This window comes from Actinotalea subterranea, assembly GCF_008364845.1.
Lineage (GTDB): Bacteria > Actinomycetota > Actinomycetes > Actinomycetales > Cellulomonadaceae > Actinotalea > Actinotalea subterranea.
Map to the genome: position 1 here is coordinate 271,757 of NZ_VTTP01000003.1, position 26,622 is coordinate 298,378.

At 71.9% G+C, this 26,622-nt stretch carries 22 protein-coding genes and 1 riboswitch; of the genes, 2 read left to right on the forward strand and 20 right to left on the reverse strand.

The window, feature by feature from the left end:
* Positions 1–49: 49 nt before the first annotated feature.
* Together FZ988_RS07110 and FZ988_RS07115 are read right to left on the reverse strand one after the other, a co-directional pair.
* The gene (locus tag FZ988_RS07110) at positions 50–427 is read right to left on the reverse strand and encodes a hypothetical protein (protein ID WP_149203318.1); all 378 of its coding nucleotides are present in this window, start codon (positions 425–427) and stop codon (positions 50–52) included.
* A 677-nt stretch (positions 428–1,104) separates the two neighbouring features.
* On the reverse strand, positions 1,105–2,481 hold the full coding sequence (locus tag FZ988_RS07115; protein ID WP_149203319.1) for an FAD-binding oxidoreductase: 1,377 nt from the start codon (positions 2,479–2,481) through the stop codon (positions 1,105–1,107).
* 218 nt (positions 2,482–2,699) lie between these two features.
* On the opposite strand from FZ988_RS07115, the gene FZ988_RS07120 reads away from it, so the two are divergent.
* Positions 2,700–4,526, forward strand: coding sequence for a hypothetical protein (locus FZ988_RS07120; RefSeq protein WP_149203320.1), 1,827 nt, complete (start codon positions 2,700–2,702; stop codon positions 4,524–4,526).
* 87 nt (positions 4,527–4,613) lie between these two features.
* Here the strand turns inward: FZ988_RS07120 and FZ988_RS18470 are convergent, their stop codons facing one another.
* On the reverse strand, positions 4,614–4,778 hold the full coding sequence (locus FZ988_RS18470; protein WP_188079017.1) for a hypothetical protein: 165 nt from the start codon (positions 4,776–4,778) through the stop codon (positions 4,614–4,616).
* Positions 4,779–4,793: 15 nt separating this feature from the next.
* Positions 4,794–4,868: riboswitch (cyclic di-GMP riboswitch) on the reverse strand.
* Positions 4,869–5,030: 162 nt separating this feature from the next.
* Here FZ988_RS18470 and FZ988_RS07125 point away from each other — a divergent pair.
* The gene (locus tag FZ988_RS07125) at positions 5,031–5,651 is read left to right on the forward strand and encodes a M15 family metallopeptidase (protein ID WP_223145053.1); all 621 of its coding nucleotides are present in this window, start codon (positions 5,031–5,033) and stop codon (positions 5,649–5,651) included.
* 14 nt (positions 5,652–5,665) lie between these two features.
* Here FZ988_RS07125 and FZ988_RS07130 read toward each other — a convergent pair whose 3' ends face one another.
* The 17 genes from FZ988_RS07130 to FZ988_RS07210 form a co-directional block, all read right to left on the reverse strand.
* Complete coding sequence (locus FZ988_RS07130; RefSeq protein WP_188079018.1) at positions 5,666–6,844, reverse strand: MFS transporter; 1,179 nt, start codon at positions 6,842–6,844, stop codon at positions 5,666–5,668.
* 175 nt (positions 6,845–7,019) lie between these two features.
* Positions 7,020–8,255, reverse strand: coding sequence for an MFS transporter (locus FZ988_RS07135; RefSeq protein ID WP_188079019.1), 1,236 nt, complete (start codon positions 8,253–8,255; stop codon positions 7,020–7,022).
* An 89-nt stretch (positions 8,256–8,344) separates the two neighbouring features.
* Positions 8,345–10,492, reverse strand: a complete 2,148-nt coding sequence (locus FZ988_RS07140; protein WP_149203324.1) for a beta-glucosidase family protein — start codon at positions 10,490–10,492, stop codon at positions 8,345–8,347.
* A 113-nt stretch (positions 10,493–10,605) separates the two neighbouring features.
* Positions 10,606–11,238, reverse strand: a complete 633-nt coding sequence (locus tag FZ988_RS07145) for a TetR/AcrR family transcriptional regulator (RefSeq protein ID WP_149203325.1) — start codon at positions 11,236–11,238, stop codon at positions 10,606–10,608.
* A gap of 88 nt (positions 11,239–11,326) precedes the next feature.
* Positions 11,327–11,827, reverse strand: a complete 501-nt coding sequence (locus FZ988_RS07150) for a hypothetical protein (RefSeq protein WP_149203326.1) — start codon at positions 11,825–11,827, stop codon at positions 11,327–11,329.
* Positions 11,824–12,186 (reverse strand): response regulator, encoded by a 363-nt coding sequence (locus FZ988_RS07155; protein ID WP_149203327.1) that lies wholly within the window; start codon positions 12,184–12,186, stop codon positions 11,824–11,826. The genes FZ988_RS07150 and FZ988_RS07155 overlap by 4 nt, the downstream gene beginning before the upstream one ends.
* Before the next feature lie 55 nt (positions 12,187–12,241).
* Positions 12,242–12,718 (reverse strand): chemotaxis protein CheX, encoded by a 477-nt coding sequence (locus FZ988_RS07160; protein WP_149203328.1) that lies wholly within the window; start codon positions 12,716–12,718, stop codon positions 12,242–12,244.
* Positions 12,715–13,098 (reverse strand): response regulator, encoded by a 384-nt coding sequence (locus FZ988_RS07165; RefSeq protein ID WP_149203329.1) that lies wholly within the window; start codon positions 13,096–13,098, stop codon positions 12,715–12,717. The genes FZ988_RS07160 and FZ988_RS07165 overlap by 4 nt, the downstream gene beginning before the upstream one ends.
* Positions 13,095–13,925 carry a CheR family methyltransferase gene (locus FZ988_RS07170; protein WP_149203330.1) on the reverse strand — a complete coding sequence of 277 codons (831 nt, stop codon included), beginning with the start codon at positions 13,923–13,925 and terminating at the stop codon, positions 13,095–13,097. The genes FZ988_RS07165 and FZ988_RS07170 overlap by 4 nt, the downstream gene beginning before the upstream one ends.
* Positions 13,922–15,040 carry a protein-glutamate methylesterase/protein-glutamine glutaminase gene (locus FZ988_RS07175; protein ID WP_149203331.1) on the reverse strand — a complete coding sequence of 373 codons (1,119 nt, stop codon included), beginning with the start codon at positions 15,038–15,040 and terminating at the stop codon, positions 13,922–13,924. Before FZ988_RS07175 ends, FZ988_RS07170 begins: the two co-directional genes overlap by 4 nt.
* Before the next feature lie 201 nt (positions 15,041–15,241).
* A complete protein-coding gene (locus FZ988_RS07180; protein ID WP_246169295.1) occupies positions 15,242–16,708 on the reverse strand; it encodes a methyl-accepting chemotaxis protein in 1,467 nt (488 codons plus the stop codon).
* Between the two features lie 295 nt (positions 16,709–17,003).
* Positions 17,004–18,659, reverse strand: a complete 1,656-nt coding sequence (locus FZ988_RS07185; protein WP_149203333.1) for a methyl-accepting chemotaxis protein — start codon at positions 18,657–18,659, stop codon at positions 17,004–17,006.
* Positions 18,656–19,765: a multiple monosaccharide ABC transporter substrate-binding protein gene (gene chvE, locus FZ988_RS07190; protein WP_149203334.1), complete on the reverse strand. Its 1,110-nt coding sequence runs from the start codon at positions 19,763–19,765 to the stop codon at positions 18,656–18,658. Before chvE ends, FZ988_RS07185 begins: the two co-directional genes overlap by 4 nt.
* A gap of 146 nt (positions 19,766–19,911) precedes the next feature.
* The gene (locus tag FZ988_RS07195) at positions 19,912–21,765 is read right to left on the reverse strand and encodes a methyl-accepting chemotaxis protein (RefSeq protein ID WP_149203335.1); all 1,854 of its coding nucleotides are present in this window, start codon (positions 21,763–21,765) and stop codon (positions 19,912–19,914) included.
* Between the two features lie 115 nt (positions 21,766–21,880).
* Positions 21,881–23,095 (reverse strand): methyl-accepting chemotaxis protein, encoded by a 1,215-nt coding sequence (locus FZ988_RS07200; protein ID WP_223145055.1) that lies wholly within the window; start codon positions 23,093–23,095, stop codon positions 21,881–21,883.
* 199 nt (positions 23,096–23,294) lie between these two features.
* On the reverse strand, positions 23,295–24,908 hold the full coding sequence (locus FZ988_RS07205) for a methyl-accepting chemotaxis protein (protein WP_149203337.1): 1,614 nt from the start codon (positions 24,906–24,908) through the stop codon (positions 23,295–23,297).
* 84 nt (positions 24,909–24,992) lie between these two features.
* Positions 24,993–26,618: a methyl-accepting chemotaxis protein gene (locus FZ988_RS07210; protein WP_149203338.1), complete on the reverse strand. Its 1,626-nt coding sequence runs from the start codon at positions 26,616–26,618 to the stop codon at positions 24,993–24,995.
* Positions 26,619–26,622 lie beyond the last annotated feature (4 nt).

Below are 26,622 nucleotides of genomic sequence, written 5' to 3' on the forward strand. Positions count from 1 at the left end.
GGATGGCCGTGGCGCCTGTCCAGATCTGGACAGGCGCCACACCAGTCCCTCAGTAGGCCCAACCGGAGCAGGTCTGCGAGTCGAACGGATTACTGTTGACGACGCAGACCTTGACGCGCGCAAGCTTGCCACTGCGCTCGTCGTACGCGTAGGTCCCGTTTCCCCCGGTAGCCGAGATCGTGAGCACAGGACCGGTGACGCTGATCCTGTTGTAGCTCGCGTCAGCCCGGTGATTGTCGGCCGCCGTGTCGCCGGCATAGGCCCCTGTTCCCTTACCGTAGCTGGTGTCGTAATCGGCACCGACACCTCCGTAGATCTCAGCCCATAGAGCAGAAGCAGACAGCGGAACCGTGCTCAACATACCTGCGACGAGCAGGGCGATCAAGAGACGCGCGGGCAGCTTGCGCGTAGTTGCAGTGGTCGACATTTTGCCCTCCGGACAGCTGGTTGAGACGCGCGGCCTACCCGCGCTACTCGCAACGATGCACGGGTTCGGCAGGCATGTGGACGGGACTCGTTTTGTGTCCCACAGCGAGGGCTTCTGTAGACCGGCGTGGTTGCACCTGACCGGCAGGCTGCCCCGCATCGGAGCGATTGTGTGGCACATAAGCAGCCGAGTAGCGCGGGATGGTAATGTGCAGTGTTCGCGCTGCCGGGGAAGCATCGCATTCGTGCGCGCCCGGCCTACCGGGGGGAGAGCCGCGATGACCGAGGAACTGAGTACTTCTACTGCCGAGTCTGCGAGTGTCTCGGCCCGAGGCAGGCCAAACCTCGACAACACGGCGTTGCCCGGCTGGCACTCTCCTGTGATTCGCGTGCGAGTTCCGAACTCCCTCGCGATCGAGCTTGAGCAGGTGAGGTCTGGCACACGCGACCCCTGGGGGCCTCCAGCGACCCTGAGCGAGGTCGTTCGCCAAGCTCTCGCTGCGCACGTGCGCCAGTCGGCGCCGGTGCGGCAGAGCGGGGTGTCACCGAGGCCCGAGAGTGACCCCGGCTCTTCGGCTGAGCGTGAACCCCGAGCCTGACCCAGGCTGTAGAGGCTGCTGCGCTACGCGGCGGTGTGCAGGGCTAGTGACCGTTGGCCAGGCCCACCCGCCGACCGACCTACGCCCGCACGACGTTCTGGCAGCGCCGGAAGAGGTTCGTCGGGTCGTACTCCTCCTTGACGGCGAGCAGCCGGTCCCACGTCGCGCCCGGGTAGGCCGCGCGGACGCGGTCGGGGCCCTCGTCTCCGACGAAGTTCACGTACGCGCCGGTGTCGCCGCGCGTGATGGTGCGCAGCAGGTCCTCGGCCCACTCGATGCGGCGCGGGCGGGCGGCGGGGTCCTCGATGAACGCGGCCGTGACGGCCATGATGTTGCGGTCGCGGAAGGCGTAGGCCGTGGAGTCCGCGTCCGCGCGTCCGATGGCGCCCCCGAGCACGCGCAGCTGCACCACTCGCATCGGTGCGTCCGCGGCCTCGAGGCGGGCAACGATCTCGGCAGCGAGGTCGAGGTCCACGTGGGTCGTGTACCCGGTGCGGGAGATCGCGACCGGGTGGTAGTCCGGGTCGTGAGGAGGGAAGAGCTCGGGGTAGCGCACCGGCCGGACCATGTCCGCGAGGGGCTCCGCGAGCGCACGGAACGGCGCCAGGGCGGCGGTCGCGGCGTCGGCGGGGCCCGCGAAGCACATGAGGGCCATGACCACGAGGCGGCCGTGCGCCTCGGCGGGGATGAACGGCATGGGCGGGGCGGGCATCACGTTGACGATCGCGCTCAGCTCGTCCGGCGCCGCCTCCGCCGCGGCGAGGAACCCGGCGAGGACCTCGGCCGTCGCCGGCAGCATGAGCATGCCGCCCGTGACTTCGCCGACCGGGTGCAGCCGGTACTGGAACCGGGTGACGACGCCGAAGTTGCCGCCGCCGCCGCGGATCGCCCAGAACAGCTCCGGGTGGTGCTCCGCGTCGACACGCAGCACACGCCCGTCGGCCGTCACGACGTCCGCGGCCAGCACGCTGTCGACCGTCAGCCCGTGCTTGCGCGACAGGTACCCCAGCCCACCGCCGAGCGTGATCCCCGCGATGCCGACCGACCCCGTGTCGCCGAAGCCGACGGCGAGCCCGTGCTCGTCGGTCGCGGTCGTGAGCTCGCCCGCTGTGAGCCCGGCGCCCGCCCACACGGTGCGCGCCTCCGCGTCGATCTCGAGCGTGCGCAGGTCACGCACGTCCACGACCACGCCACCGTCGACGCTCCCGTGACCGGCGCCGCTGTGGCCTCCGCTGCGCACGGCTAGCGGCAGGCCGGCGTCCTGCGCGAACCGCACGGCCTGGACCACGTCGTCGTCGTCCACGGGTCGCACGATCACGGCCGGACGAGGGTCCGTCCCGCCGAGCTGGATGCCGCGCAGCGCGTCGTAGTCGGCATCGGTGGGTTCGACGACACGGCCGCGGACGCGTGCGCGCAGGTCGAGGACGGCGAGGCTCGGGACGGTGGGCGTGGACATGACGCGGCTCCTGGAGGACGAGGGACGGCTGCGGCCCGGTGCGTCCGAGCCTCAGGCTTACTGACGGTCGGCGGCAAGGAAATTGATCGGGGTGCGTGGACGACTGCCGGCAGGAGCGCGCGGGCAGCCGTCGGCGGGTGGGCTCCGCGTACCGCGGCTAGGGTTTCAGCGGGCCGAGGGTGACCGACCGCCCGCACCGGAGCCGACCGAAGGGCAGCATGCGACGCACGACGTCCCGGGCCGGAAGGACGGTGCTCCTCACCGTCGCGATGGGCAGCCTCGCGCTGCTCGCGTGCACCGCGGCGTCCCCCCACGGCGACCAGGCGGCGGCCCTCGCCGTCGAGCCCCAGGCGGAGGCGACCACGGCGCCCGCCACGCCACCCCCCGTGCAGCGTCCTGACGTGGTGCTGCCCGACGCCCCGGCGACCGTCCTCGCCGGCGCCGACGCATCCGCGCGCGCGGTGGAGATGAGCACGACGCTCTACGAGTCGGCACCCGTCGCCGTGCTCGCACCCGCGGACGACGCGACCGCCCAGCTGCTCGGAGCCCGCACCGCCGTCGCCCTCGGCGTGCCGCTCCTGCTCACCCCGGCACCAACCCCGGCAGCGACGCCCGCGCCGCCGGTGGATACAGCCCCCACGCCCGAGCCGGCCGAAACCGCCGCGCCCACCGAGCACGACCCCGCCGAGGTCCGTGCGTCCGCCACGGCCGCCGAGCTCGACCGTCTGGGCGCCCAGGCCGTGCTCGCCGTCGCCGGCTCCGAGGACTGGGCCACGGCATGGGCCGACGACGCCGACGACGACACCCGGGTCGTCGCACCCCTCCCCCGGAGCGAGAGCGCCGTCGAGCGGCTCATCGGGGTCCCGCTCCCCACGTCACCCGACGCCAGCGCAGGTCAGGAGGTCGCCGCGGTCGCCACCCTCGAACGGCCCGACGTGTCCGACGCGTCGGACGAGGGAGCTGCCTCCGACCCGACGCCGAGGGCCACCGACCTACCGTCCACCCGCCCGGCCGACCCGCTCGACGACGCCCTCGTCCTGACCACGGGCGACCCGCTCGACCTCGCAGCGCTCGCGACGGCCCGCGCGGCCGGCGCCGACGTCGTGACCGCCCCCGGCGGCGACCCGCGCTCCACGAGCGCGACCGTGCAGGCGTTCGCCGACGCGAAGCCGCACGCCGTGATCGGCCTCGGCAGCGCCGTCGGCTCCGCGGAGCGCCTCGCGACCCGGGCGGCGACCGCGGCCACCGGCGTCGAGCTGCCGGGCGGGGGGCAGGTGCTCTTCCCCGGGCGTCGCCTCGTCGCGCTCTACGGGACGCCGCACTTCGCGGGCCTCGGCCTCCTCGGCGAGCAGGACCTGCCAGCGACGATCGCGCGCGCGCAGGGGCAGGCGGCCGCCTACCAGCCCCTCACGAGCGACACAGTGGTCCCGACGCTCGAGCTCATCGTGACCGTCGCGTCGGCCGAGGCCGGCCCGGACGGCAACTACTCGAACGAGCTCCCGGTCGAGAGCTTCATCCCGTGGGTCGAGGCCGCCCGCGACGCCGGCCAGTACGTGGTCATCGACCTCCAGCCGGGCCGCACCGACTTCGTGACCCAGGCCAAGGCGTACGAGGCGCTGCTGCTCTACCCGAACGTCGGGCTCGCCCTCGACCCCGAGTGGCGCCTCGCACCCGACCAGGTCCACCTGCGGCAGATCGGCTCCGTGCACGCCGACGAGATCAATGCGGTCTCCGCGTACCTCGCCGAGCTCACGCGCACGCACGCGCTGCCGCAGAAGCTCCTCGTGCTTCACCAGTTCACGAACCGGATGATCACCGCACGCGAGACCGTCGACACGTCGCACGACGAGCTGCACGTGCTCATCCACGCCGACGGGCAGGGCAGCCAGGGCGCCAAGGCCGGCACGTGGGCGAGCCTCCACCAGGGTGCGCCCGCCGGGGTCGCGTGGGGGTGGAAGAACTTCGTCGACGAGGACGTGCCGATGCTGACGCCCGAGCAGACCTACCAGGTCCAGCCGCTGCCCGAGCTCGTCACGTACCAGTAGCTCCGGACGCGCCACGGGACGAACCAGAACCGTGGCACCGGCCGGGCACCCGGCGCTCCGGGCCCGCCGCGGCGGGCCCGGACGACGTCAGACCTGCGTGGACGCCTGCGTGGGGAGGATGCCGAAGCATGCGCGCTGGCTCGCGATCGCGGCCCAGCGGGCCAGGAGCTGCGGCGGGACGGGGAGGTCGACCGCTGCGCTGCTGCTGTCGTCGAGGGAGTATGCCGATCCGGCAAGGCCGAAGTCACCCATGGCGCTCTGCTTTCGTTCGGTAGCCCGGCTGACCTCGAGGGTCCCGTGGCTTTGCGTCCCTGCCTCGCGACAGGTTTGCCATTTTCGCTGACGGTTCACTGTAACCTCCGCGCAACCTCGACAGGCCCGAGAGGCCTGATGCCACCCGTTCGGAGTAGTTCTTTTCACCCGCGTGTCGGGCCGTACCCCTCATGTCCGGGGCCGCCCGGCCGATCGAGAGGACGGACACACCCGACCTGGAGGGACGCCCGCGTGGAGGCTGTCGCCAGCATCAACCAGCGGATCCTCGAGATCCGCAGCCACATCGCGACCGTGGCACCGCCCGTCGTCGTCACTTCACGTGCGGCGGCCCTCGGCACCGGTGCGACCCAGGGCGCGAGCTTCGCGTCCGCCCTCGCCGACGCCATGGGGACCACCTCGGCGTCGATGCTCGCACCGACGGAGGTCGGCTCGGGCAAGAGCCTCGTCAACGCGAAGGGCGTGCCCAACGAGCTCCTCGTGCACGGCAACGGCAAGGTCCCGGCAGACGCGCTGAGCGAGATCGGCGACACGGGTCACCGGCTGTGGACCCCCGCGGCGCGCTCGCTCGAGGCGCTGCGGGACGACGCGGCACGTGACGGCGTCACGATCGGCATCACCGACTCCTACCGCACCTACGAGTCCCAGGTGGACCTCGCCCAGCGCAAGGGCCTGTACTCGCAGGGCGGCCTGGCCGCCGCACCGGGCACGAGCATGCACGGCTGGGGCATGGCGACGGACCTGAAGCTGGATGCCACGGCGCAGGCATGGATGCGGGAGAACGCCGGCAGGTACGGGTTCGTCGAGGACACCCCGCGCGAGCCCTGGCACTGGGGCTACCACCCCACGCACTGACGGCGGCGCGGACCTCACAGGACGCCTGCCGGTGGGGCGTCGCTGCGGGCGACAGGGTCGCGCTCGACCGCGGGCGCCGACCGGCGGAGGGCCGGGTGGAGTCTCCCCGCGGACCACAGGGGGATCGCGAGCACGAGCAAGAGGCCCGCGGAGACGAGGTACACCGGGCGCACCGTGCCACCCCCGCCGAGCCACGGCACGATGAGGCCCGCATAGCCCGACGACAGCAGGCCGCCGACGTTCAAGGCCGCCGCGACCAGTCCCTGTGCGGTGCCACCCGCCTCCGGCGGCACGATGGTGCTGGTGATGACCGGGAGGCTGATGGTCGCGCCCATGAGACCGGCACCCGTGACGACGAGGCCGGCGCCGTACAGGGGCAGGCTTCCGTGTGCCGTCGGCGTCGCCGCGACGACGACCACGAGGCCCACGCCGCAGACGAGGGTCGAGCACGCCAGCACGCGGGCACCGAGCCACGAGTAGAGGCGTCCGAAGGCCGGCGCCACGACGAGACCGGTCAGGGTCAGCAGCGAGCCGACGACGCCGACCGTACCCGGGTCTCCGATGGCTGCCTGCTGGAAGACGACCGACATCAGGGTGCTCACGGGGTACACGCACATGACGATGACCACGAAGACCGCCATCGGGACATACGCGGCTCGCGGGATCTGCGCGCGCCGGCCGGAGGCGACGGCGGGCGGCGCCGCGGGCTCGCGCAGCCAGATCGCCAGGACGAGCAGGGCCGGGAGCCCGACGAGGTGGCCCCACATGGGCGCGGACCAGGAGTGGGCGGCAAGGCGTCCGCCGAGGACGAGGCTGGCGACCGCTCCCACGCTGAACACGGTGTTGGCGAGCGCGAACAGCCGGGCGCGCCGCACGGCGGTGCCTGCGGTGAGGACGACGAGGTTGTTCGCGGCGGTCAGCAGCACGCCGGTCGCCGCGCCCCACAGCACGCGGGACCCGACGAGCCACCAGAAGTCGTCGATCACGATGGGCAGCACGCCCGCGACGACGTACAGGGCGGTCGCGCTCAGCACCAGCGGCCGGTAGCGCAGCCTCCTGCCGGCGATCATCCCCGTCAGCACCGTGACGGGGATCATGGCCACGCTCGGGGCGGTGGCCACCCAGGTCGCGCTGGTCGCCGGGACGTCGAACGCGGTGGCCACGTCGGCGATGGCGGGCAGGACGAGGCCCACGGTCGGGGTGAGGAGGAACAGGGTCAGGACCGCGGCGAGGTGCCCCCGCGTCGCGACGTCTTCGTGGTCGATGGTGAGTCCGATCTCCGCGTCGTGGGCTGGTGGGCAGGCGCCGACGCCGGCGCTGAGACGCCGGGGCAGCGGCCGGCTCGCGCCGGCGCTGCCCCGGCTGAGCTCAGCGGGTGCTGCGCACCAGCGAGATGGTGATGGCCGAGAGCACGGCGATCCCGGCCGAGATGATGAACCCGGCCCGGTACCCGCCGAGGGAGATGACGGCCACCGACATCACGACGGGCCCGAGGATCTGGCCGCCGGTGTTCGCCATGTTGAGGATGCCGAGGTCCTTCGCCGCGGTCGTCGGGTCAGGCAGGACCTTGTAGTTCAGGGCCTGGTCGACGGAGTTGAAGACTCCGAAGGCGAGGCCGAGGCCGAGGACCGCGAAGACGATCATCGCCGCGCTGTCCTGCCACAGGAACGGGACCATGAGCGCGACGGCCAGCAGCAGCGCGGCGCCCACCACAGGTGCCTTGCGGCGTCCGAGACGGTCGGACAGCGGGCCTGCGGCCGTGCCTGCCACGAGCGAGCCCACGGTCTGGATGGTCGCGATGGTCGCGATCATGACCCCGGCCGCCGCCGGCGCGAGACCGAAGTGGTCGGTGAGGATGTAGAGCTGGTACCCGGTGATCGAGTACATGGCCAGGACGAACAGCAGCTTGCCGACGAGCGCGAGGTAGAAGTCGCGGGCACCCCGGCGCGGGAACGAGAAGTTCCGCAGGAGGGTCTCGCGGTCGAGCGGCGCCCTCGGCTCGTCCGCGGTGGAGCGGTCCGGAGCGATCAGCGCGACGACCGGTCCCGCGAACAGGATCGCGGTGCCGAAGACCATGAGACCCGTCGACGGGTCCGTGACGAAGCGTGAGGCCAGGATCCCCGCCGCACCCGCACCGAGCGTGCTGCCGATGCCGTAGACGGCGGAGAACGTGCCCCGCAGCTGCTCGGGTACCCGGTCGGGAATGATCGCGATCAGCGGCGCGACGATCGCGTTCAGGAAGAACTGGAAGACGCACCACACCACGACCAGACCTGTGACCGAGGTGACGACGGACAGGGCGTAGAGGGACGCCGCCGTGGCCACCGAGCCGAGGACCATCCAGGGCGTCCGCTTGCCGAACCGGGACCGCGTCCGGTCGGACAGCGCGCCGAAGACGATGTTGGCGATCAGCGCGACGACCGACCCGGCCATCGCGAGCGTGGCGATCGCCTGGACCTTCTGGTCGGGTGCGACCATCTCCAGCCGCGCGGGCAGCAGGACGGCGATCCCGGCGACGAACGGGGCGAGCCAGAGCAGGTTGCCGAGGATGATCGCCACGGCGAGCCGGATCGAGAACCTGGGTCGGCCGGGTGCTTCCTGCACGGTCGGTTCGGACCCTCTCGAGGGGGAGGGGGAGGGAGATACAGACATCATTGTCCTTTCGGGTGGGCGGGAACGGTGGGACGGGGGCGTCAGGCCAGCGCGAGGCTCGTGGTGGCCGACCTCGGGTCGCCAGCGTGGGCGGCGGCCTCGACCACGATCGCCCCGCGGGGCAGCACGAGGTCGTCCGCGTCGGCGTCCCAGGTCGCCAGCGGGCGGAGCGAGACGGGCACGCTGACCTCGGCGTGCTGCCCGGGCTCGAGGCCGATCGAGGCGAAGCCCAGCAGCACGCGGTCCCCGACCTCCGGCCGGTGCCCGTAGACCTGGACGACGTGCCTGCCACTGCGGGAGCCCGTGTTGGTCACCGTGACGGTGACCCGCGCGCCGTCGGCGCTCGTCTGCTCGGCGGCCGCGCCGGCGAGGGCGAAGGTCGTGTAGGACAGGCCGAAGCCGAAGGGGAAGGCCGCCGGGACGCCGAGGCGGTCCAGGAGCCGCTGGCCGTGCCAGCGGTCGTACGTGATGGCGGCGGCGTCCCTGTCGAAGTACGGCAGGTGCTCCTCGCTGGTGGGGATCGCGAAGGGCAGCCGGCCCGACGGCTCGGCCGCGCCGAGCAGGACGTCGGCGAGGGCGTTCCCACCCTCCATCCCTGCGTACCAGGCCATGACGACCCCGGGCACGTGCTCGCGCCAGGACTCGGTGAGCACGGCGCCCGCGGCAACGATGGTGACCACGGTGCGGGGGTTGGCGCCGGCCACCTGCCGGATGATCTCCTCGTCCACCTCACGCAACGTGAGACGTACGCGGTCGCCTCCCGCATCGATGGCCTCGCTGCCGGCCATGGACGCCCGCTGCTGCTCCTCCGCCCCCTCCGGCACCGGCGGGAACAGGGCCGTGAGCTCGTCGGTGAAGGCCGACGGGTCGGCGCGCTCGCCCTCGTCGTCGGCGGTGTAGCCCGCGACGACGATCGCGGCGTCGCACGTCGCCGCGATGCGCGCGGCCTCGGCCGCGTCGTCCTCGAGCACGGCCACCACCTCGGTGTCCGGCAGGGCGGCGCGCAGTCCGGCGAGCGCCGTCACGACGTACGGCGCGCGGACGTTCGAGGAGCCGCGGTCCCCTGTGTTCGGCACGTCCGAGAGCCGCCCGACGACGGCGAGCCGCCGCAGCGAGGCCCGGTCCAGCGGGAGGACGGGCGCCCCGTCGACCGTCTCGTTGCGGAGCAGCACCATCCCGCGGGCCGCGACCTCGCGGGCGAGCGCCCGGTGCGGTGCACTCGCGACGACGTCGGCGGGCGGCACGGGCTCGCGGTGCTCGGCGGCGAAGCGCAGCTGCGTCGCGATAATCCGCAGCCCCGCGAGCTCGACGGCCTCCCACGACACCGCGCCGGAGGCGAGGTCGGACTCGAGGCGCTCGGCCCGGATCTGCCGGAAGGGCTCCTCGACGTCGAGCCCAGCGTCCAGGCTTGCCGCCGCGTCGCGGATCCCGAAGACGAAGTCCGAGACGGTCACGCCCTCGAATCCCCAGCGGTCCCGGAGGATCTCCGTGAGCAGTGCCCGGTTCTGGCCGGCCCACTCGCCGTTGACGGCGTTGTACGCCGACATCACACCGGCCACGCCCTCGTCGACCACCCGTCGGAAGTGCGGCAGGTAGACCTCGTGCAGCGTGGCGTCGTCCGCGGTGACGTCCACCTTGAGGCGGGCGTTCTCCATCGAGTTCAGCGCGTAGTGCTTGACGCACGCCATCACGTGGTGCTGCACGCCCCGGGTCAGGGCGGCGCCCATCTCTCCGAGCAGGACGGGGTCCTCGCCGTATGTCTCCTGCGCCCGGCCCCAGGCGGGGTGTCGCAAGAGGTTGATGCACACCCCGGCGAAGAAGTTGCCACCCTGCGCGGCGACCTCCGCGCCGATGGCCTGGCCGACGCGCTCCTCCAGGTCGAGGTCCCACGAGGCGCCGCGTGCCATCGAGACGGGGAAGGCAGTCGAGCGGCCCATGACCACACCGCGGGGGCCGTCGCTGAACCGGAGGCCGGGGATGCCGAGGCGGTCGATCGCGCCGTGCACGAGCGGGCGGACGTTGTAGCCCTCGGTCATCATGACCGCCTGGCCCTCCCAGAACGGCTCGTCGCCGTCGAGCAGCCACAGCCGCTCGGTCGGGGTGAGCTCCTGGTACAGCGTGGCGGCCTCGTCCGCGGGCGGGGCGCCGTGGCGGATCGCTTCGACGGCGTCCTGGAACGGGGTGGACATCGGTGTCTCCTCGGAGTCGTTACTGCATACCTACGCGGTACGCGGTAACGATAGCGCCAGCGGACCCGATCGGGAAGGGGCCCTTGGTCCGCCCGGATGCGACCGCGGATGCCCTAGGAGAGGCCGGGGACCCCCGCCGCGATCTGCGCCCAGGCGCTCGACAGGTCGACCTGCGGGTCGCGGAGCCACTGCAGCTGCAGCCCGTCCATCAACGCCAGGAGGTGGCGCGCGAGGGCGGGGCCGTCGACCCCGGGCTGAGCCAGTCGGGCGAAGCCGTCGAGGGTGACGCGTTGCCGGGAGGTGAAGTAGTCGTGCGCGGGGTGGTCGGGGCTGAGCGACTCGGCGTCCAGGACGCTGTAGAGGCGGACGATCTCCGGCTGCGCGGCGTTGCGCTCCATGACCGCCGCACAGATCTCCGCGAGCCCGATGCCCCGCTCACTGGCGATCGACGTCAGGTCCTCCGGCGACCAGCCCGACGTCGGGTACGGCAGGCCGAGGATCTGGGCCAGCGCGCGCACGTCCTCGAGATCGCGATGGTCAAGCACCGCGACGAGCATTCCGTCCTTCGAGCCCACGTGGTGGAGCACACCGTTGACCGTCAGGCCGCAGGAGTCCGCGACGTCCTGGATCGACAGCCCCCAGAAGCCACGCTGCGCGATCACCGACGTCGCCACGTCGATGATCTGCCTGCGACGCTCGTCGGCGGGCAAGCGGGTACGACGGCGGATCGGGAAGTCTGAGGTCACCCGGCCATCATCCCGCGGACGGACCGCGGGGAACGCACCACCCGGATCGCCCACAGGGTGCTTGCAGTGCGCCTCCGGCGCCGGTCGGTCAGATGACCAGCACCGACGCGTGGCCCGAGCCGTAGCCCGAGACCGTGAGCTCCATGTCGAGGCGCGCGACGTACGCCGTCACCCACTTGTTGACGTCGGGCGGCAGCACCTCGTTGGGCGCATACGCCTCGTACAGCCGCACGTGCGGGCAGCCGTCGTGGTTGAAGAGCGACGCGGCGATGTTGAGGATCTCCCGCGCGTTGTCGTAGAGGACCGGTGTCAGCAGGCCCGCCTCGATCGCCGAGTTGGCGGTGGCGGCCGGCATGAGCGCGATCGACGCACCGAGGTACGCGGTCAGCGGCATGTCGACGACGATGAGCGAGCGCAGCTTGAGCATGTCGTCGACGTACACGCCGACGACGGCGCCCGGACGCTCGTGGGGGTTGACGATCGCGGTGCCGACGTTGCCGTCGACGTCGCGCCCCAGCAGGCCCTCGAGCAGCTCACGCACCTCGAGCGCCGCCGGCAGCGGCGTCGGGCGGGTCACCTGGCCGCTCATGCGAGGAAGGGGTCGATGGTGTCGCGGAACACCTCGGCGCTGAACGGCTTCGCGATGAGGAACAGCGCGCCCGCGGCGTCGGCCTGCTCACGCATCTCCGTCGAGCCCTCCGACGTGACGAACCCGAACGGGATGTCCATGCCCTGCGCGCGCATGGTGCGCAGCAGCTCGATCCCCGTCATCTCAGGCATGTTCCAGTCCGAGAGCACCAGGTCCGGGTCCATGTTGATGGCGAGCTCGAGCGCCGCGGCGCCGTCGGGCGCCTCGGTGATCTCCCACCAGTCGTACCCCGCCTGGCGGAGCGTGCGGATGACGATCTGACGCATCACCCGGCTGTCGTCGGCAACCAGGACTCTCATCGGTTCCACCTCGTTCGTGCGTCGTTGCTGTTCGGTGCAGTGCGCCGCCGGTCGTTCACAGGAGCCTCCAGAGGCCGATGACGACCATCCGGCCCCGCCAGTCGAGCGGCAGCTCGTACATCAGGCCCTCGGCGTCGATCTCGGGTCGTTCGTGCGCCACCTGGGGCAGCGTCAGCGCACCGGGGTCGGGGACCAGCGCCTTGACGTTCCCGCCGACGACGTTCGCGACCTCGCCCAGGGCGTCGGCCATGTCGGTCTCGCTGAGGACCTCGTCCTCACCCATCGCGAGCAGTGCACGCGAGAGGTGCTCCACGGTCTCGCGCTCCGCGGTGAGCAGGACCCGGCCCGGCAGGGCGCCGTGGACGTCGACCCATGCGTACATGGGGTCGGTGAGCTCGGCCTGGTCACCCTCCCAGGGTCGCAGGAAGCCGGGCTCCCCGTCGACCATCGCGGTGAAGACCTCCTCGGCGATGACCCAGATGGGGTCCGTCCCCGAGAAGTCGTCCAGCGCGATGTTGATGTCCAGGCTCATGCCGACTCCTCAAGTCCGACCAGCCCGAGGAGCTGGAGCTTGTCCCGGATCGCGTCCGGGGTGAAGGGTTTGATGACGTACTCGTGGGCGCCAGCGGCGAGCGCGCGCACGATCTGGCTGTGCTCGCTCTCCGTGGTGATCATCATCAGGGTGACGCCGCGCCACGTGCGGTTCTCCCGCACGGCGGTGACGAAGTCGAGCCCGTTCATGACCGGCATGTTCCAGTCGATGCAGGCGAGGTCGACCTCGGTGCCCGCCTCGAGGATGTCGAGCGCCTCACGGCCGTCCGCGGCCTCGAGGGTCTCGAAGCCCAACGGTTGCAGTGTCCCTGCGATGATGCGCCGCATCGTGCGCGAGTCATCGATCACCAGTGCTCTCATGCTGCCCTCCGGGCCGCGAGCCGGTAGACGGAGCCGCGACCGACCGCGACCCTCTCCCAGCCCTCGTCGATGCCGATGGTTGTCTCTGCCGCGCCCAGGAGCAGGTAGCCGCCGGGTCGTAGGACCTGCTGGACGCGCCGGAGCACGTCCCGCTTGGTCGCGAGGTCGAAGTAGATCAGGACGTTGCGCAGGAAGACGACGTCGAACGGTCCGCCCGGCGGTGGCGCGTCCAGCAGGTTGTGGCGCTGGAACGAGATCGCGGACCGCAGCGCCGGGGCGATCTCCCAGTCGGCTCCGATCCGGGTGAAGTGCTTGACGAGCATCGGGGCCGGCAGGCCGCGGTTGATCTCGAGTTGGCTGTACCGGCCGGCACGTGCGCGGTCGACCATGAGCTGGTTGATGTCCGTCGCGACGATGCGGAGCTGGACCTGGGGGACGGCGTCGGCCAGGACCATCGCGATCGAGTACGGCTCCTGCCCGCTCGAGCACGCCGCGGACCAGATGCGCAGGGTGGGTGCGCCGAAGCCGCTGCGGTCCTCGAGGAGCTGGGGCACGACGTGCTCGGTCAGGGCGTGGAACGGCTGGGCGTCGCGCAGCCAGGACGTCTCGTTGGTGGTGAGCGCCTCGACGACGGCCTCGAGGGCCGCCGGGCTGGGCGTCGCGCGCAGGCCGCGCACGTACGTGTCGACGTCGGTGGTCCCGGCGGCGCGGGCGATCGGCAGGAGCCGGCTCTCGACCAGGTACTCCTTGCCGGCCTCGAGCTGGATCGCGCTACGGCGCCGCACGAGGTCGGCGACGAAGGCGAAGGAGTCGGCGCTCAGGCTCATCGGGCGTCTCCTGTCGCACTCAGCTCCGCCGAGGTGACGGTGCGGGTGATGGCTGCTGCGACCTCGTCGATGGGGAGGATCGCGTGGGCGAGGCCGGCTCCGGCGACAGCACCGGGCATACCCCAGACGACGCTCGTGGGCTCGTCCTGGACGATCACGGTGCCGCCCGCGGTCGCGACCTCCTCGCAACCGACCTTGCCGTCCGAGCCCATCCCGGTCAGGACGACGGCGAGCAGGTCCCCGCCGTAGACGCCGACGGCGGACTTGATCATGACGTCGACGGCGGGCCGGCAGAAGTTGACGGGCGGACCCTGGCTCAGGTGGGTGCGGGCGCCCGACGCCGAGCGCGTGAGCTCGAGGTGGAAGTCGCCGGGGGCGATGTAGACGGTCCCGGGCTGGAGGTCCTCGCCGCCGGCCGCCTCGACGACCGAGCTCGGGCCCAGGCGGTCGAGCCGCGCGGCGAGCTGACGCGTGAAGACGGGCGGCATGTGCTGCACGACGACGATGGGCACGGGCAGGGGCGCCGCGAGGCTCTTGAGCACGCGGGACAGCGCCTCGGGCCCACCGGTCGAGGAGCCGAGGACGACGGCACGGATGGGCCGGCGCAGGCCCTCGGGGCGCGGCCGCAAGCGCGGCTTGGCACGCTCCGGGGCCGGACGCGCGGGCCCGGGGGCCGAGCGCAGGCCGGGCAGGTCCGAGCCCGTCGGCTTGGGGACGAACGCCTTGATGCGCGGGATGAGCTCGCCGGCGACCTGCGCGAGCGACTGCTGGACGCTGCCGACGTTGGCCGGCTTGGTCACGTAGTCCGTGGCGCCGGCGGCGAGGGCGTCGAGCGTCGCGACGGCGCCGCGCTCCGTCAGCGTCGAGAACATGATGATCGGCATGCGGTGGCCGGCCTTGCGCAGCGCGCGGACCGCCTCGATGCCGTTCATGATGGGCATCTCGATGTCCATCGTCACCAGGTCGGGTGCGAGCTGCTCGACCTTGCTCAACGCGATCTGGCCGTTCGCCGCGACACCGACGACGTCGATCGCGGGGTCGGAGGAGAGGGCGTCGGTCACGAGCCGGCGGACGACGACCGAGTCGTCGACCACCAGGACCCTGATGCGTGCCACGTTTCCTCCTCTTTCGCCGCGCTGTGCGACACGATCCAGATCGGCCACGGCGCCCGTCATGTGAGCCGTCCGTGGGTGCTGCGGGCCCGCTCAGCGGGTGAGTCGTGCCGGGGCGTGGGGCCCCCGTGCCGGAGCGCGGGTGCCCTCACGGGCGTGTCAGTAGGTGAAGGCCTCGACCTTGGTCCGCAGGTCGGCCGCGAGCTACGCGAGCTCGTCGGTGGAGGTGCCCATCTGACCGAGCACCTGCGCGGAGGTCGACGCGGCACCGGCGACGCCGTTGATGTTGACGGTGATCTCCCCGGAGCCGGTGGCGGCCTCGGTGACCCCACGCGACATCTCGTTGGTCGTGGCCGTCTGCTCCTCGACCGCCGACGCGATCGTCAGCTGGTAGTCGTTGATGCTCGCGATGATCGCCGAGATCTCACCGATCGCCGCCACCGCAGACGCCGTCTGCGCCTGATTCGTCGCGATCCGACCAGCGATGTCCTCAGCCGCCCGCGCAGACTCCTGCGCCAGCTCCTTCACCTCACCAGCCACCACCGCAAAACCCTTACCCGCCTCACCAGCACGAGCAGCCTCGATCGTCGCATTCAACGCCAGAAGATTCGTCTGCTCCGCGATCGACGTGATCACCTTCACCACGTTCCCGATCTCCGTCGCAGCAGTCGACTCCGAGGACGCCACAGCCTGAGCCGCCACCCGAGCCGCCTCATTCGCATTCTGAGCAATCTCCCTGATCGACGCCCCCATCTGCTCAGCACCCGCAGCCACCGCCTGCACATTGCGCGACACCTGCTCCGACGCAGCAGCAACCACACCCGCCTGCACACTCGTCTCCTGCGACCCCGCAGCCACCTGCGTGTTCGCCGCCGACAGCTCCTCCGCCGCAGCCGCCACGGTCTGCGCGGTCTGGCCGACGGTCGTCATGGTGCTGCGCAGCGCGCCGAGCGCGGTCGCGAGCGAGGCGGCCATCCGGCCGAGCTCGTCGCCGGACGTCACGTGCGGCTCCTGCGTGAGGTCGCCGCGGGCGAGGGCCTCGACGGAGACGCTCACGGCCCCGACGGTGCGGACGATGCCGCGCACGACTGCGAAGGCGATGAGCACCGGGGCCGCGAGGCCCGCGAGCAGGGAGGTGATGAGGAGGACCTCGGAGCGGCTCGCGAGGGCCTCGCCGTCGGCGTGCTCCTGCGCGCCCTGGGCCTCCTGCGCCTCGGCCTCCGCGCTCATGGCCTCGTTGGCGGCGTCTGCCGCGGGGTACACGAGCTCGCCGTACAGGTCGGCGACGGCCTCGGTCTCGCCCGCGTCGACCGCGGGGGCGAACTCGTCGCGGAACGCGGCGTGGAAGGCGGCCGCCTGCTCGGCCAGCGTGTCGACGACCGCCGGGTCGTCCGCGAGGGGCCGGTACGCCTCGACGAGCTCGGTGAAGGCCGCCTCGCGCTCGACGAGCTCGGCACGCAGGTCGGCGCGCTCGTCGGCGTGGGCGAAGGCGTAGGCGTTCACCCGGACCCGGCTGCCCTGGAACGTCCGCTGCATGTCGACGAGGGGCTCGACGGTCTCGTCGTACATGCGCTCCTGGCCGGCATCCAGGCCGCGCAGCGCGGTGACTCCCAGCACGCCCATCCCGGTCGCGACCACGGCGAGCGCCCCGAGCGCGGTGCCGATCTTCACGGCGACCGGTCGGTCGGTGAACCATCGGGCCCGCCCTGCGGGGCGGACGGCGGGGGGGGTGCGTGGCGGACATGGTCGACTCCGGGGTAGATCGGGGGGGAGACCCTCCTTCGTCCCGGACCGTTTGTCATTGAAGGTTCTACGATGGGTCACCCGGGTGAATCCTGGGCCCACCCGGACACGACGACGGGGCCGACGGACGATCCCGTCGGCCCCGTCGGGGCATGGCGTTGTCGGGCATGGCGCCGTCGCGAGGCGCCCCCTCAGCTCGACCCAGGAGCTGCTCGTCCCCTTCTCAGAAGCTGAACGCCGAGACGCGCGCCCGCAGGTCGGCCGCCATGCGTGCGAGCTCCTGCGTCGAGGCGCCCATCTGCGTGAGCACCTCGGTGGAGTTGGACGCGGAGGAGGCGACGCCCGTGATGTTCGCCGCGATCTCGCCGGAGCCGGTGGCGGCCTCGGTGACCCCACGCGACATCTCGTTGGTCGTGGCCGTCTGCTCCTCGACCGCAGACGCGATCGTCAGCTGGTAGTCGTTGATGCTCGCGATGATCGCCGAGATCTCACCGATCGCCGCCACCGCAGACGCCGTCTGAGCCTGATTCGTCGCGATCCGACCAGCGATGTCCTCAGCAGCCCGCGCAGACTCCTGCGCCAGCTCCTTCACCTCACCAGCCACCACCGCAAAACCCTTACCCGCCTCACCAGCACGAGCAGCCTCGATCGTCGCATTCAACGCCAGAAGATTCGTCTGCTCCGCGATCGACGTGATCACCTTCACCACGTTCCCGATCTCCTTGGCGCTCGCGCCGAGCTCGCTCACGGTGCCCGCGGTCGACTCGGAGAAGTGCACGGCCTGCGCCGCGACCTTCGCCGCCTCGTTCGCATTCCCGGCGATCTCCCGGATCGACGCACCCATCTCCTCGGCGCCCGCGGCTACCGCCTGGACGTTGCGGCTCACCTGCTCGGCAGCGGCGGCGACGACACCCGCCTGAGCGCTGGTCTCCTCGGACCCGACCGCGACCTGCGCGTTCGCGGCCGACAGCTCCTCCGCCGCAGCCGCGACGGTCTGCGCCGTCTCGACGACACCCGCGAGGATCTGGCGCAGCGACGCCTGAGCGGCGCTCGCCGACGCGGCCATGCGACCGATCTCGTCCTGGTCGGCGACGTCGGCCGGCACCGTGAGGTCACCCGTGGCCATCGCGTCCAGGCTCGTGCCGACCGACTGGAGGCCGCGGCTGATGCGGCGCGTGATCGCGATCGTCAGGGAACCTGCCGTGACCGCGGCGACGACGAACCCGACCGAGAGGCCGAGGACGACCCAACGGATCTCCTGGGACGCCCGTGCCTCGATGTCGGCGACCGCGTTGCGGGCCTGCCCGTCGGCGAGGCCGAGGGCGCGCGCCGCGTTGTCGGGGTCTCCCGCCATGGACGCCGCGAGCGCCGTCTCGAGGCCCGCAGGGTCACCGGCCTCGACGAACGGCATGAGGGTCGCGTCCCGGTACGCCAGCCAGGCGTCCCACCGGACGAGGAAGTCCTCCCACTGCTTGGTCTGCGCCTCCGGGTACTCGGACACCTCGGCGATGAGCGCCTCGGCACGCCTGTCGTTCCAGGCCGCCGACGTCAGGAGCTGCTCGCGTGTCGCGTCGTCCGCTGCGGACGCCGCACGGCGCACCAGCAGGTGGCTCGACTGCTGGATGGTGCGCAGCTCGGCCATCGACCCCTGGAGGTCGTCCGTCAGCGCCCGCACCTGCGAGAGGTTGCTGCCGGCCCGCACCAGGGCGATCGCCCCGATGCCGCCGACGATCGCGAAGACGAGGCCGAGGACGCCGAGGGCTGTCCCGACCTTGACCGCGACGGGACGGTCCCAGAACCAGGCAGCCGGGCGGCGTCGGGCGACGGTCGGTGCGTCCGCGTGCCCGGCGTCGCCGTGCACCTGTGCCTGCGCGCTCATCCGAGCTCCTCCGCCGTGTAGTAGCCGCTCTCGACCAGGACCTCTTCGTAGTTGTCCTGCGTGACCACCTGGGACGCGAGCAGGTACGAGGGGACGACCATCACGCCGTTGTCGTAGGACGTGACGTCGTTGGTCTCGGGCTCCTCGCCCGAGAGGAGCGCGTCGACCATCGTGACCGCGACCTCGGCGAGCTGCCGGGTGTCCTTGTAGATCGTCGAGTGCAGCTCACCGGCGACGACAGCCTTGACCGCGGTGACGTCGGCGTCCTGGCCGGTCACGACGGGCCAGGGCTTGGCGTCGGTCCCGTAGCCGGCGCCGCGCAGCACCTCGAGGAGGGGCACGGAGATGATGTCGGCCGGCGCGAGGATCCCGTCGAGACGGCGCGAGGTGTAGTGCGCGTCGAGGAGCGGGCCGAGGCGCTTGGCCGCGGTCTCGCCGTTCCACGCGGGCGTCGCGATGGTCTCGAAGGCTGTCTCGCCCGAGGTCACCACGAGCACGCCCGAGTCGATGTACGGCTGGAGCAGGCTCATCGCGCCCTGGTAGAAGACCGTCGCGTTGTTGTCGTCCGGCGAGCCTGCGAACAGCTCGATCGCGAACGGGCCCGTGACGCCCGTGGGCTCACCGGTCTCGTCGATGACGCCGAGCCCGGACAGGAGCGACGTCGCCTGCTGGACGCCGACCCGCGCGTTGTCGAACGTCGCGTAGTAGTCGATGTCCTGCGTGTCGCGGATGAGGCGGTCGTAGGAGATCACCGGGATGTCGGCGGCCGAGGCCTGCGCGAGCACGTCCTTGAGAGCGGTGCCGTCGATCGACCCGATGACGAGGGCGTCCGCTCCGTCGTCGATCATCTTCTGGATCTGGGCGACCTGCGTCGGCACGTCGTCCTCGGCGAACTGGAGGTCGACCTGGTGGCCGAGGGCCTCGAGCTGCGCCTGGACGTTCTCGCCGTCGTCGATCCACCGCTGGGAGGTCGTCGTCGGCATCGCGACACCGACCAGGAGGTCGTCACCGTCACCCCCGCCGGCAGGTATGACGGAGCAGGCGGCGAGCCCTCCCGTCAGGAGCAGGGCGCCGACCACAACGGTCGGTCGCGTGGCGTGCCTCATGGACATCCCCTCGTCGTGCTGAACCTCGGGCACCCGTACGGGGCCCACGGACTGATCGGCCAGGACAGGCCGTTTGTGAGCAGCCGACAGTCCGTCGGCACGTGGTCCGCCCCCACCCGGCCGCCCCGCACCGTGGCCGCGAGACGTCAGAACGCGAACCGGCTGACCGACTCCTCGAGCTCGGACGAGGCGCGCGCGACGGCGTCGGCGTGCTCGCCCATGCGCGTGCTGATCTCGCTCGAGCTGCGCGCGCTCTCGGCGATGCCCGCGATGTTCCCGGCGATCTCGCTCGAGCTCGTCGCGGCGTCGACGATCGACCGGGACATCTCGTTGGTCGTCGCCGTCTGCTCCTCGACGGCGGAGGCGATGGTCTGCTGGAACTCGTTGATCGACGTGATGACCTGGGTCACCTCGCCGATCGCCTCGACCGCCGACGCAGCCTGACCGCTGTTCGCCTGGACGCGCCGCGCGATGTCCTCGGCCGCCTGCGCCGACTCGCGTGCGAGCTCCTTGACCTCGCCCGCCACGACGGCGAACCCGCGACCGGCCTCGCCCGCCCGCGCAGCCTCGATCGTCGCGTTGAGCGCGAGCAGGTTCGTCTGCTCCGCGATCGACGTGATGACCTTGACGACCGTGCTGATCTGGGCGGCGCTGCTGCCCAGCTCCGTGACGGTCGCAGCGGCGTGCTCGGCGCGCGCCACGGCCTCCGTCGCGACCTTGGCGGCCTCGTGCGCGTTGTGCGAGATCTCCCGGATCGAGCCACCCATCTGCTCGGCGCCCGTCGCGACGTTCTTCACGTTGTGGCTGACCTGCTGGGCCGACGCCGCCACGACCTCGGTCGTCGCGCTCGCCTCCTCGGCGCCGTCACGCACGAGCCGCGCGGCGCTCGACATCTCCTGCGCCGCACCGGCCATCGCGAGGGCGTGCTCGACGACACCCGAGAGCGTCGCGCGCAGCGCCTGCTGGGCCGTGCCCAACGCCTCGGCCATGCGCCCCAGCTCGTTGCGGCCGACGACGCGCGCGGTCACCGTCAGGTCGCCCGCCGCCATGGCCTCGAGCGAGTGCTGGACGGCGGCCACGGACCTGCGGATCGACCCCGCCGTGGCGAGTCCGAACGCGACGAGCCCGGCGACCGCGACGGCCATGCCGGCGAGCACGGTCCGCAGGGCCTGGTCGGAGCGCCCGGCGGCGCGCTCGGCACCGACCTCGAGCCGCTCCGTGACGTCGGCCAGCACCAGGTCGAGGTTGCTCTGGTAGCGCAGGGCGAGCGGTTCCGCGTCGTTGCCGAGCACGCGGACGTACGCCTGCTCGTCGTCGGACTGCGCGGCGGGCAGCAGCACGTCGTCGCGCACGGCGAGCCACTGCGCGTAGGCGTCGACGAACTCGGGCCAGCCCTCGAGGTCCGAGCCGCCGGCGGCCTCGACCATCGCGATGTCCGCGGCGACCTGACCGTCGTTGGTCTCCTGCCGGGCCAGCCATGGCCCCTGGAGGCCTGAGCCGACCGCGGCGATCTGCGCGACGATCGCGCTCGCCTCGGCCTGGTTCTCGCGGATCCGGTACACGGGCGCGGCGATCTCCTGCTGGCTCAGCACGATGTCACCCGTGTCCTGGGCGACCTCACGCATCGCGGCGACGGTGCTGAGCGTGAGCAGGCCGCCGACCACGGCGAAGGCGACGACGAGCGCGACGATGCGGGTCCGCACCGAGGCGTCGGCCAGGCGCGGGCGGCGGCGGGGGGCGTCGTCGTGCGCGCCGTCCGGGGGTGCGGGGACAGGTGACCTGGGACCCTGGGCGACGTCCGGGGCCGCACCGGACGGGTCTGCACCGGACGGGCCGGCGGGGCCGTCCGCCGCGCCGTCCTCGAGGGCTCGCCGCCCGGGACCGCGCACCCGTACGCGGGCCGCGAGCACCGGCACCCGCGTGAGGAGGCCGGGCACGCGACGCGTGCGGGCGGGGTCGGGTGTGGTGTGCGGCGTCCCTGCCGCGACTGGTGCCGTCATGGCGCCTGCTTCCCTGCGGGCGGTACAGGGGAGGCCCGTGTGCCGCCCCTGCTCTTCGTGTCACCGAGCGCGTCCATGCGCCCGGGTCGTGCGGTCGTGCGGTCGTGCGGTCGTGCTACAGCCTGAAGGCGTCGACCCGGCTGCGGAGCTCGCCGGACATCCGGCTGATCTCGTCGACGGATCCCTGCATCTGCTTGAGCGTCGCGGCCGACGACGACGCCGCCGTCGCCACACCCGTGATGTTGGTGGCGATCTCGCCCGAGCCGGTCGCGGCCTCGGTGACGCCGCGCGACATCTCGTTCGTCGTCGCGGTCTGCTCCTCGACGGCCGACGCGATCGTCAGCTGGTAGTCGTTGATCTGGGCGATGATCTGCGAGATCTCGCCGATGGCCGCGACGGCCCCGGTCGTGTCGGCCTGGATGGCCTCGACCAGGCGGGCGATGTCCTCGGTGGCCCGTGCCGTCTCCTGCGCGAGCTCCTTGACCTCACCGGCCACGACGGCGAAGCCCTTGCCGGCCTCGCCCGCCCGCGCCGCCTCGATGGTCGCGTTGAGCGCCAGGAGGTTCGTCTGCTCCGCGATCGACGTGATGACCTTGATGACGTTGCCGATCTCCTGCGAGCTCGTGCCCAGCTTCGCGACCGAGACGTTGGTGGCTGCGGCGACGTCGGTCGCGTGAGCGGCGACCTTCGCGGCCTCGTTGGCGTTGGTCGCGATCTCCCGGATCGAGGAGCCCATCTCCTCGGCGCCGGCAGCGACGGCCTGCACGTTACGGCTGACCTGCTCGGCCGCGGCGGCGACGACGCCTGCCTGCGCGCTCGTCTCCTCCGCGCCGGCGACCATGCCCGTGCTCGCCTGCTCGAACGTCCCGACCGTCGCGTCGAGGCCGTCGGCCACGCCCTGGACGCGCGACAGGGTCGCCCGGAGGTTGCGGGCAGCCGCGTCGAGGGCCGAGGCGGCACGGCCGATCTCGTCACGCCGGTCCAGGCCCGTGGTCTGGCTGAGGTCCCCCGCGGCCATGCGCTCGGCCACGTGCCCCACGCGGGCGATCGCACCGACGATGCGACGCGCCATGAAGACACCGACGGCGAGCGTCATCGCGACGCCCGCGATCGAGAGCGCCAGGACGGGGCCGGCGGTCGCGTCGGCCTCGCCGGACGCGAGCTCGCTGCCCGTGAGGACCGCGACGACGACCAGGGGGACGAGCGACCAGAGCATCGCGAGCACGTACTTGCTCAGGAACGAGAAGTCGGCCAGACGGCCCTGCGAACCTCGGGCAGGCAGGGGCGTGGTGGCCGCTACCCGTGGCGTGGCCTCGGTCCAGGCGGTCATGTGCTGCTCCTGACGTGCGTGCAGGGCGATACGTGTCAGGGGCCCCATCGGCAGGCCGATCCGGGATGTGAGCGGTCTGTGGTTCCGGCGCGGCTGCGGGGGGATCGCAGCCGCGCCGGGGCCTGGCCCCGCCCGGGACCGCCGTCGAACGAACCCGGGCGGGAGATCGTGGTGGCGCCGCAGAGCAGCGCCGGTGGTGTCAGTAGGTGAAGGTCGCCACCTTGGTCCGCAGCTCGGAGGCCATGCGGGCGAGCTCGTCCGTGGAGGTGCCCATCTGACCGAGCACCTGCGCGGAGGTCGACGCGGCACCGGCGACGCCGTTGATGTTGACGGTGATCTCCCCGGAGCCGGTCGCGGCCTCGGTCACCCCACGCGACATCTCGTTCGTCGTGGCCGTCTGCTCCTCGACCGCCGACGCGATCGTCAGCTGGTAGTCGTTGATGCTCGCGATGATCGCCGAGATCTCACCGATCGCCGCCACCGCAGACGCCGTCTGCGCCTGATTCGTCGCAATCCGACCAGCGATGTCCTCAGCCGCCCGCGCAGACTCCTGCGCCAGCTCCTTCACCTCACCAGCCACCACCGCAAAACCCTTACCCGCCTCACCAGCACGAGCAGCCTCGATCGTCGCATTCAACGCCAGAAGATTCGTCTGCTCCGCAATAGACGTGATCACCTTCACCACATTCCCGATCTCCTTCGCCGACTCCCCCAACGCACTCACCGTCGCAGCAGTCGACTCCGAAGACGCCACAGCCTGAGCCGCCACCCGAGCCGCCTCATTCGCATTCTGAGCAATCTCCCTGATCGACGCCCCCATCTCCTCAGCACCCGCAGCCACCGCCTGCACATTGCGCGACACCTGCTCCGACGCAGCAGCAACCACACCCGCCTGAGCGCTGGTCTCCTGCGAGCCGGTCGTCACCTCCGCGGTCGAGGAGGAGAGCGCGCCGGCGGCCGCCGCGACGTCGTCCGCGGCCGTCGAGACCTCACCGACGAGAGCGCGGATGCTCTCGACCGCGCGGTCCAGCGCGGCCCCGGCGCGGCCGACCTCGTCCCGGGAGACGAGCCCGGTGGTCCGCGTGAGGTCGTGCTGGCCGATGGCCTCGGCGACGTCGGCGATGCGCGCGACGGGCCGCACGATCGACCGGGTCCCGACGATCGCGAGCACCACGGCGCCGAGCACCGCGAGAGACCCGACCCCGATCAGGAGGATCTGCGAGGACTGCTGAGCGGCGTCCTGCTCGGCCGCGATGGCGTCCGCACGCTCGAGAGCCGAGGCCTGGACGGTGTCCGCGATCTCGGCGATCGCGCTGTACGCGGCGCCCGCCTCACCGTTGATGGCCTCCATGGCGGTGCGGTACGCCGCCGGGGTGCCCTCGGCCAGCCAACCGACCACACGGTCGTCCCACTCGAAGAACTCGTCCCAGGCCGGGCGCAGCTTCGCGAACTCGGCCGCCTCCTCGGGCGTGGCCGTGCTCGTGTCCAGCGCGTCGAGCCACTCGTAGACCCCGGCCTTGCTCTCCAGGAAGCCCGCACGGTTGTAGCTGTCCTCGGCAAGCGCGGTCTGCGGACCGTAGACCGTCGTGTCGCCGAACACGAGCGACTGCCAACCGGTCACGTCGGCGATCTGGAACCGCGCCGTCTCGGCGTCGCGGGCGACGAGCTCCGCCGCCGTGACGCGCTCGCCGTACTCGCGCTGCGCCTGACCCGAGGTGAGGCCGATCGCGACGCACACGAGGACGAGGATCCCGATCGCGCCGAACGTGCCGCCGAGCCGGAGCCCGACACTCAGGTTGCGTAGCCGTGCCATGAGGGTGCCTTCCGCTGTGTCATGCCCTGCGGCCCACCGACGCAGAGCGGCCCGCCCACGTGGTGTGGGCCGGCCGTGGATCTGTCAGTAGGTGAAGGCGGAGACCTTCGCCCGGAGGTCCGCGGCGACCGCGGCGAGCTCGTCGGTGGACGCGCCCATCTGGACCAGGACGTCGGCGGCGGTCTGGGCCGAGCCGGCGACCCCGTTGATGTTGACGGTGATCTCCCCGGAGCCGGTCGCGGCCTCGGTGACCCCACGCGACATCTCGTTGGTCGTGGCCGTCTGCTCCTCGACCGCCGACGCGATCGTCAGCTGGTAGTCGTTGATGCTCGCGATGATCGCCGAGATCTCACCGATCGCCGCCACCGCAGACGCCGTCTGAGCCTGATTCGTCGCGATTCGACCAGCGATGTCCTCAGCAGCCCGCGCAGACTCCTGCGCCAGCTCCTTCACCTCACCAGCCACCACCGCAAAACCCTTACCCGCCTCACCAGCACGAGCAGCCTCGATCGTCGCATTCAACGCCAGTAGATTCGTCTGCTCCGCGATCGACGTGATCACCTTCACCACGTTCCCGATCTCCTTCGCCGACTCACCCAACGCACTCACCGTCGCAGCAGTCGACTCCGAGGACGCCACAGCCTGAGCCGCCACCCGAGCAGCCTCATTCGCATTCTGAGCAATCTCACGAATCGAAGCACCCATCTCCTCAGCACCCGCAGCCACCGCCTGCACATTCCGGCTCACCTGCTCCGACGCAGCAGCAACCACACCCGCCTGCACACTCGTCTCCTGCGAGCCCGAGGCGACCTGGGCGCTGGCGGCCGAGAGGTCGCCGACCCCCTTGGCCACCGTGTCGGACGCCTCGGCGACCGTCGTGACGGTCGCCCGCAGGGACACGAGGGCGGCGTCCAGCGCCGCGGCCATGCGACCGACCTCGTCGCCGCGCGTCAGGCGGGTCTCGGCCGTCAGGTCGCCGGCCGACAGGCGGGCGAGGACGGACTCGACGGCGCCGAGGCCGCGCGTGAGCCCGCCGGTGACGCGCATGCCGAGGATGATCGCGATGACCGTGCCGAGCGCGCCCGCCAGGATGGTCCACATCCGGATCTGCGCGGCCTTGGCGGTCGCGGCCTCGCTGGCCTCGAGCGACTCGGCGACCTGGAGGGCGACGATCTCGTCGATGCCCTCGGCGACGGACACACCGAGCGGGGCGACGGTGCTCGCGACGAGCTCGTCGCGCTCGGCCTTCTTGCCCGCGGCCATGAGCGCGTCGGTCTCGGTGACGGCGTCCGCGTAGGCGAGCACGTCCGCGCGCAGCGTCTCGAGGATGCCCGTCTCGGCCTCGGTCGGGTCGATCTCGGCGATGTACTGGTCGGCGAGGTCCGCGATGCTCGCGAGGGCCTCGTCGCGGTCCGCCCGGTACTCCTTGGCCGCAGCGGGGTCGGAGGCGTAGCCGCCGCTGACGGCGTTCCACCGGGCGAAGACCATCTGGTACTTCATCTGGCCCGCGAGCGACGTGCCCTGCACGTGGCGGCTGTAGAGCTGCTCGGCCGTCGAGGCCATGCTGCCGGCCCCGAGGCTGCCGACGACGACCACGACCACCGTGACGAGCGTCGTGACGATCAGCGCCGTGAGGACCTGGGTGCGGACGGAGAAGTCGTGCAGGCGACGCCGACGGTGCCGAGCGCCTGCAGAACCGGGGTGCGACATGGTG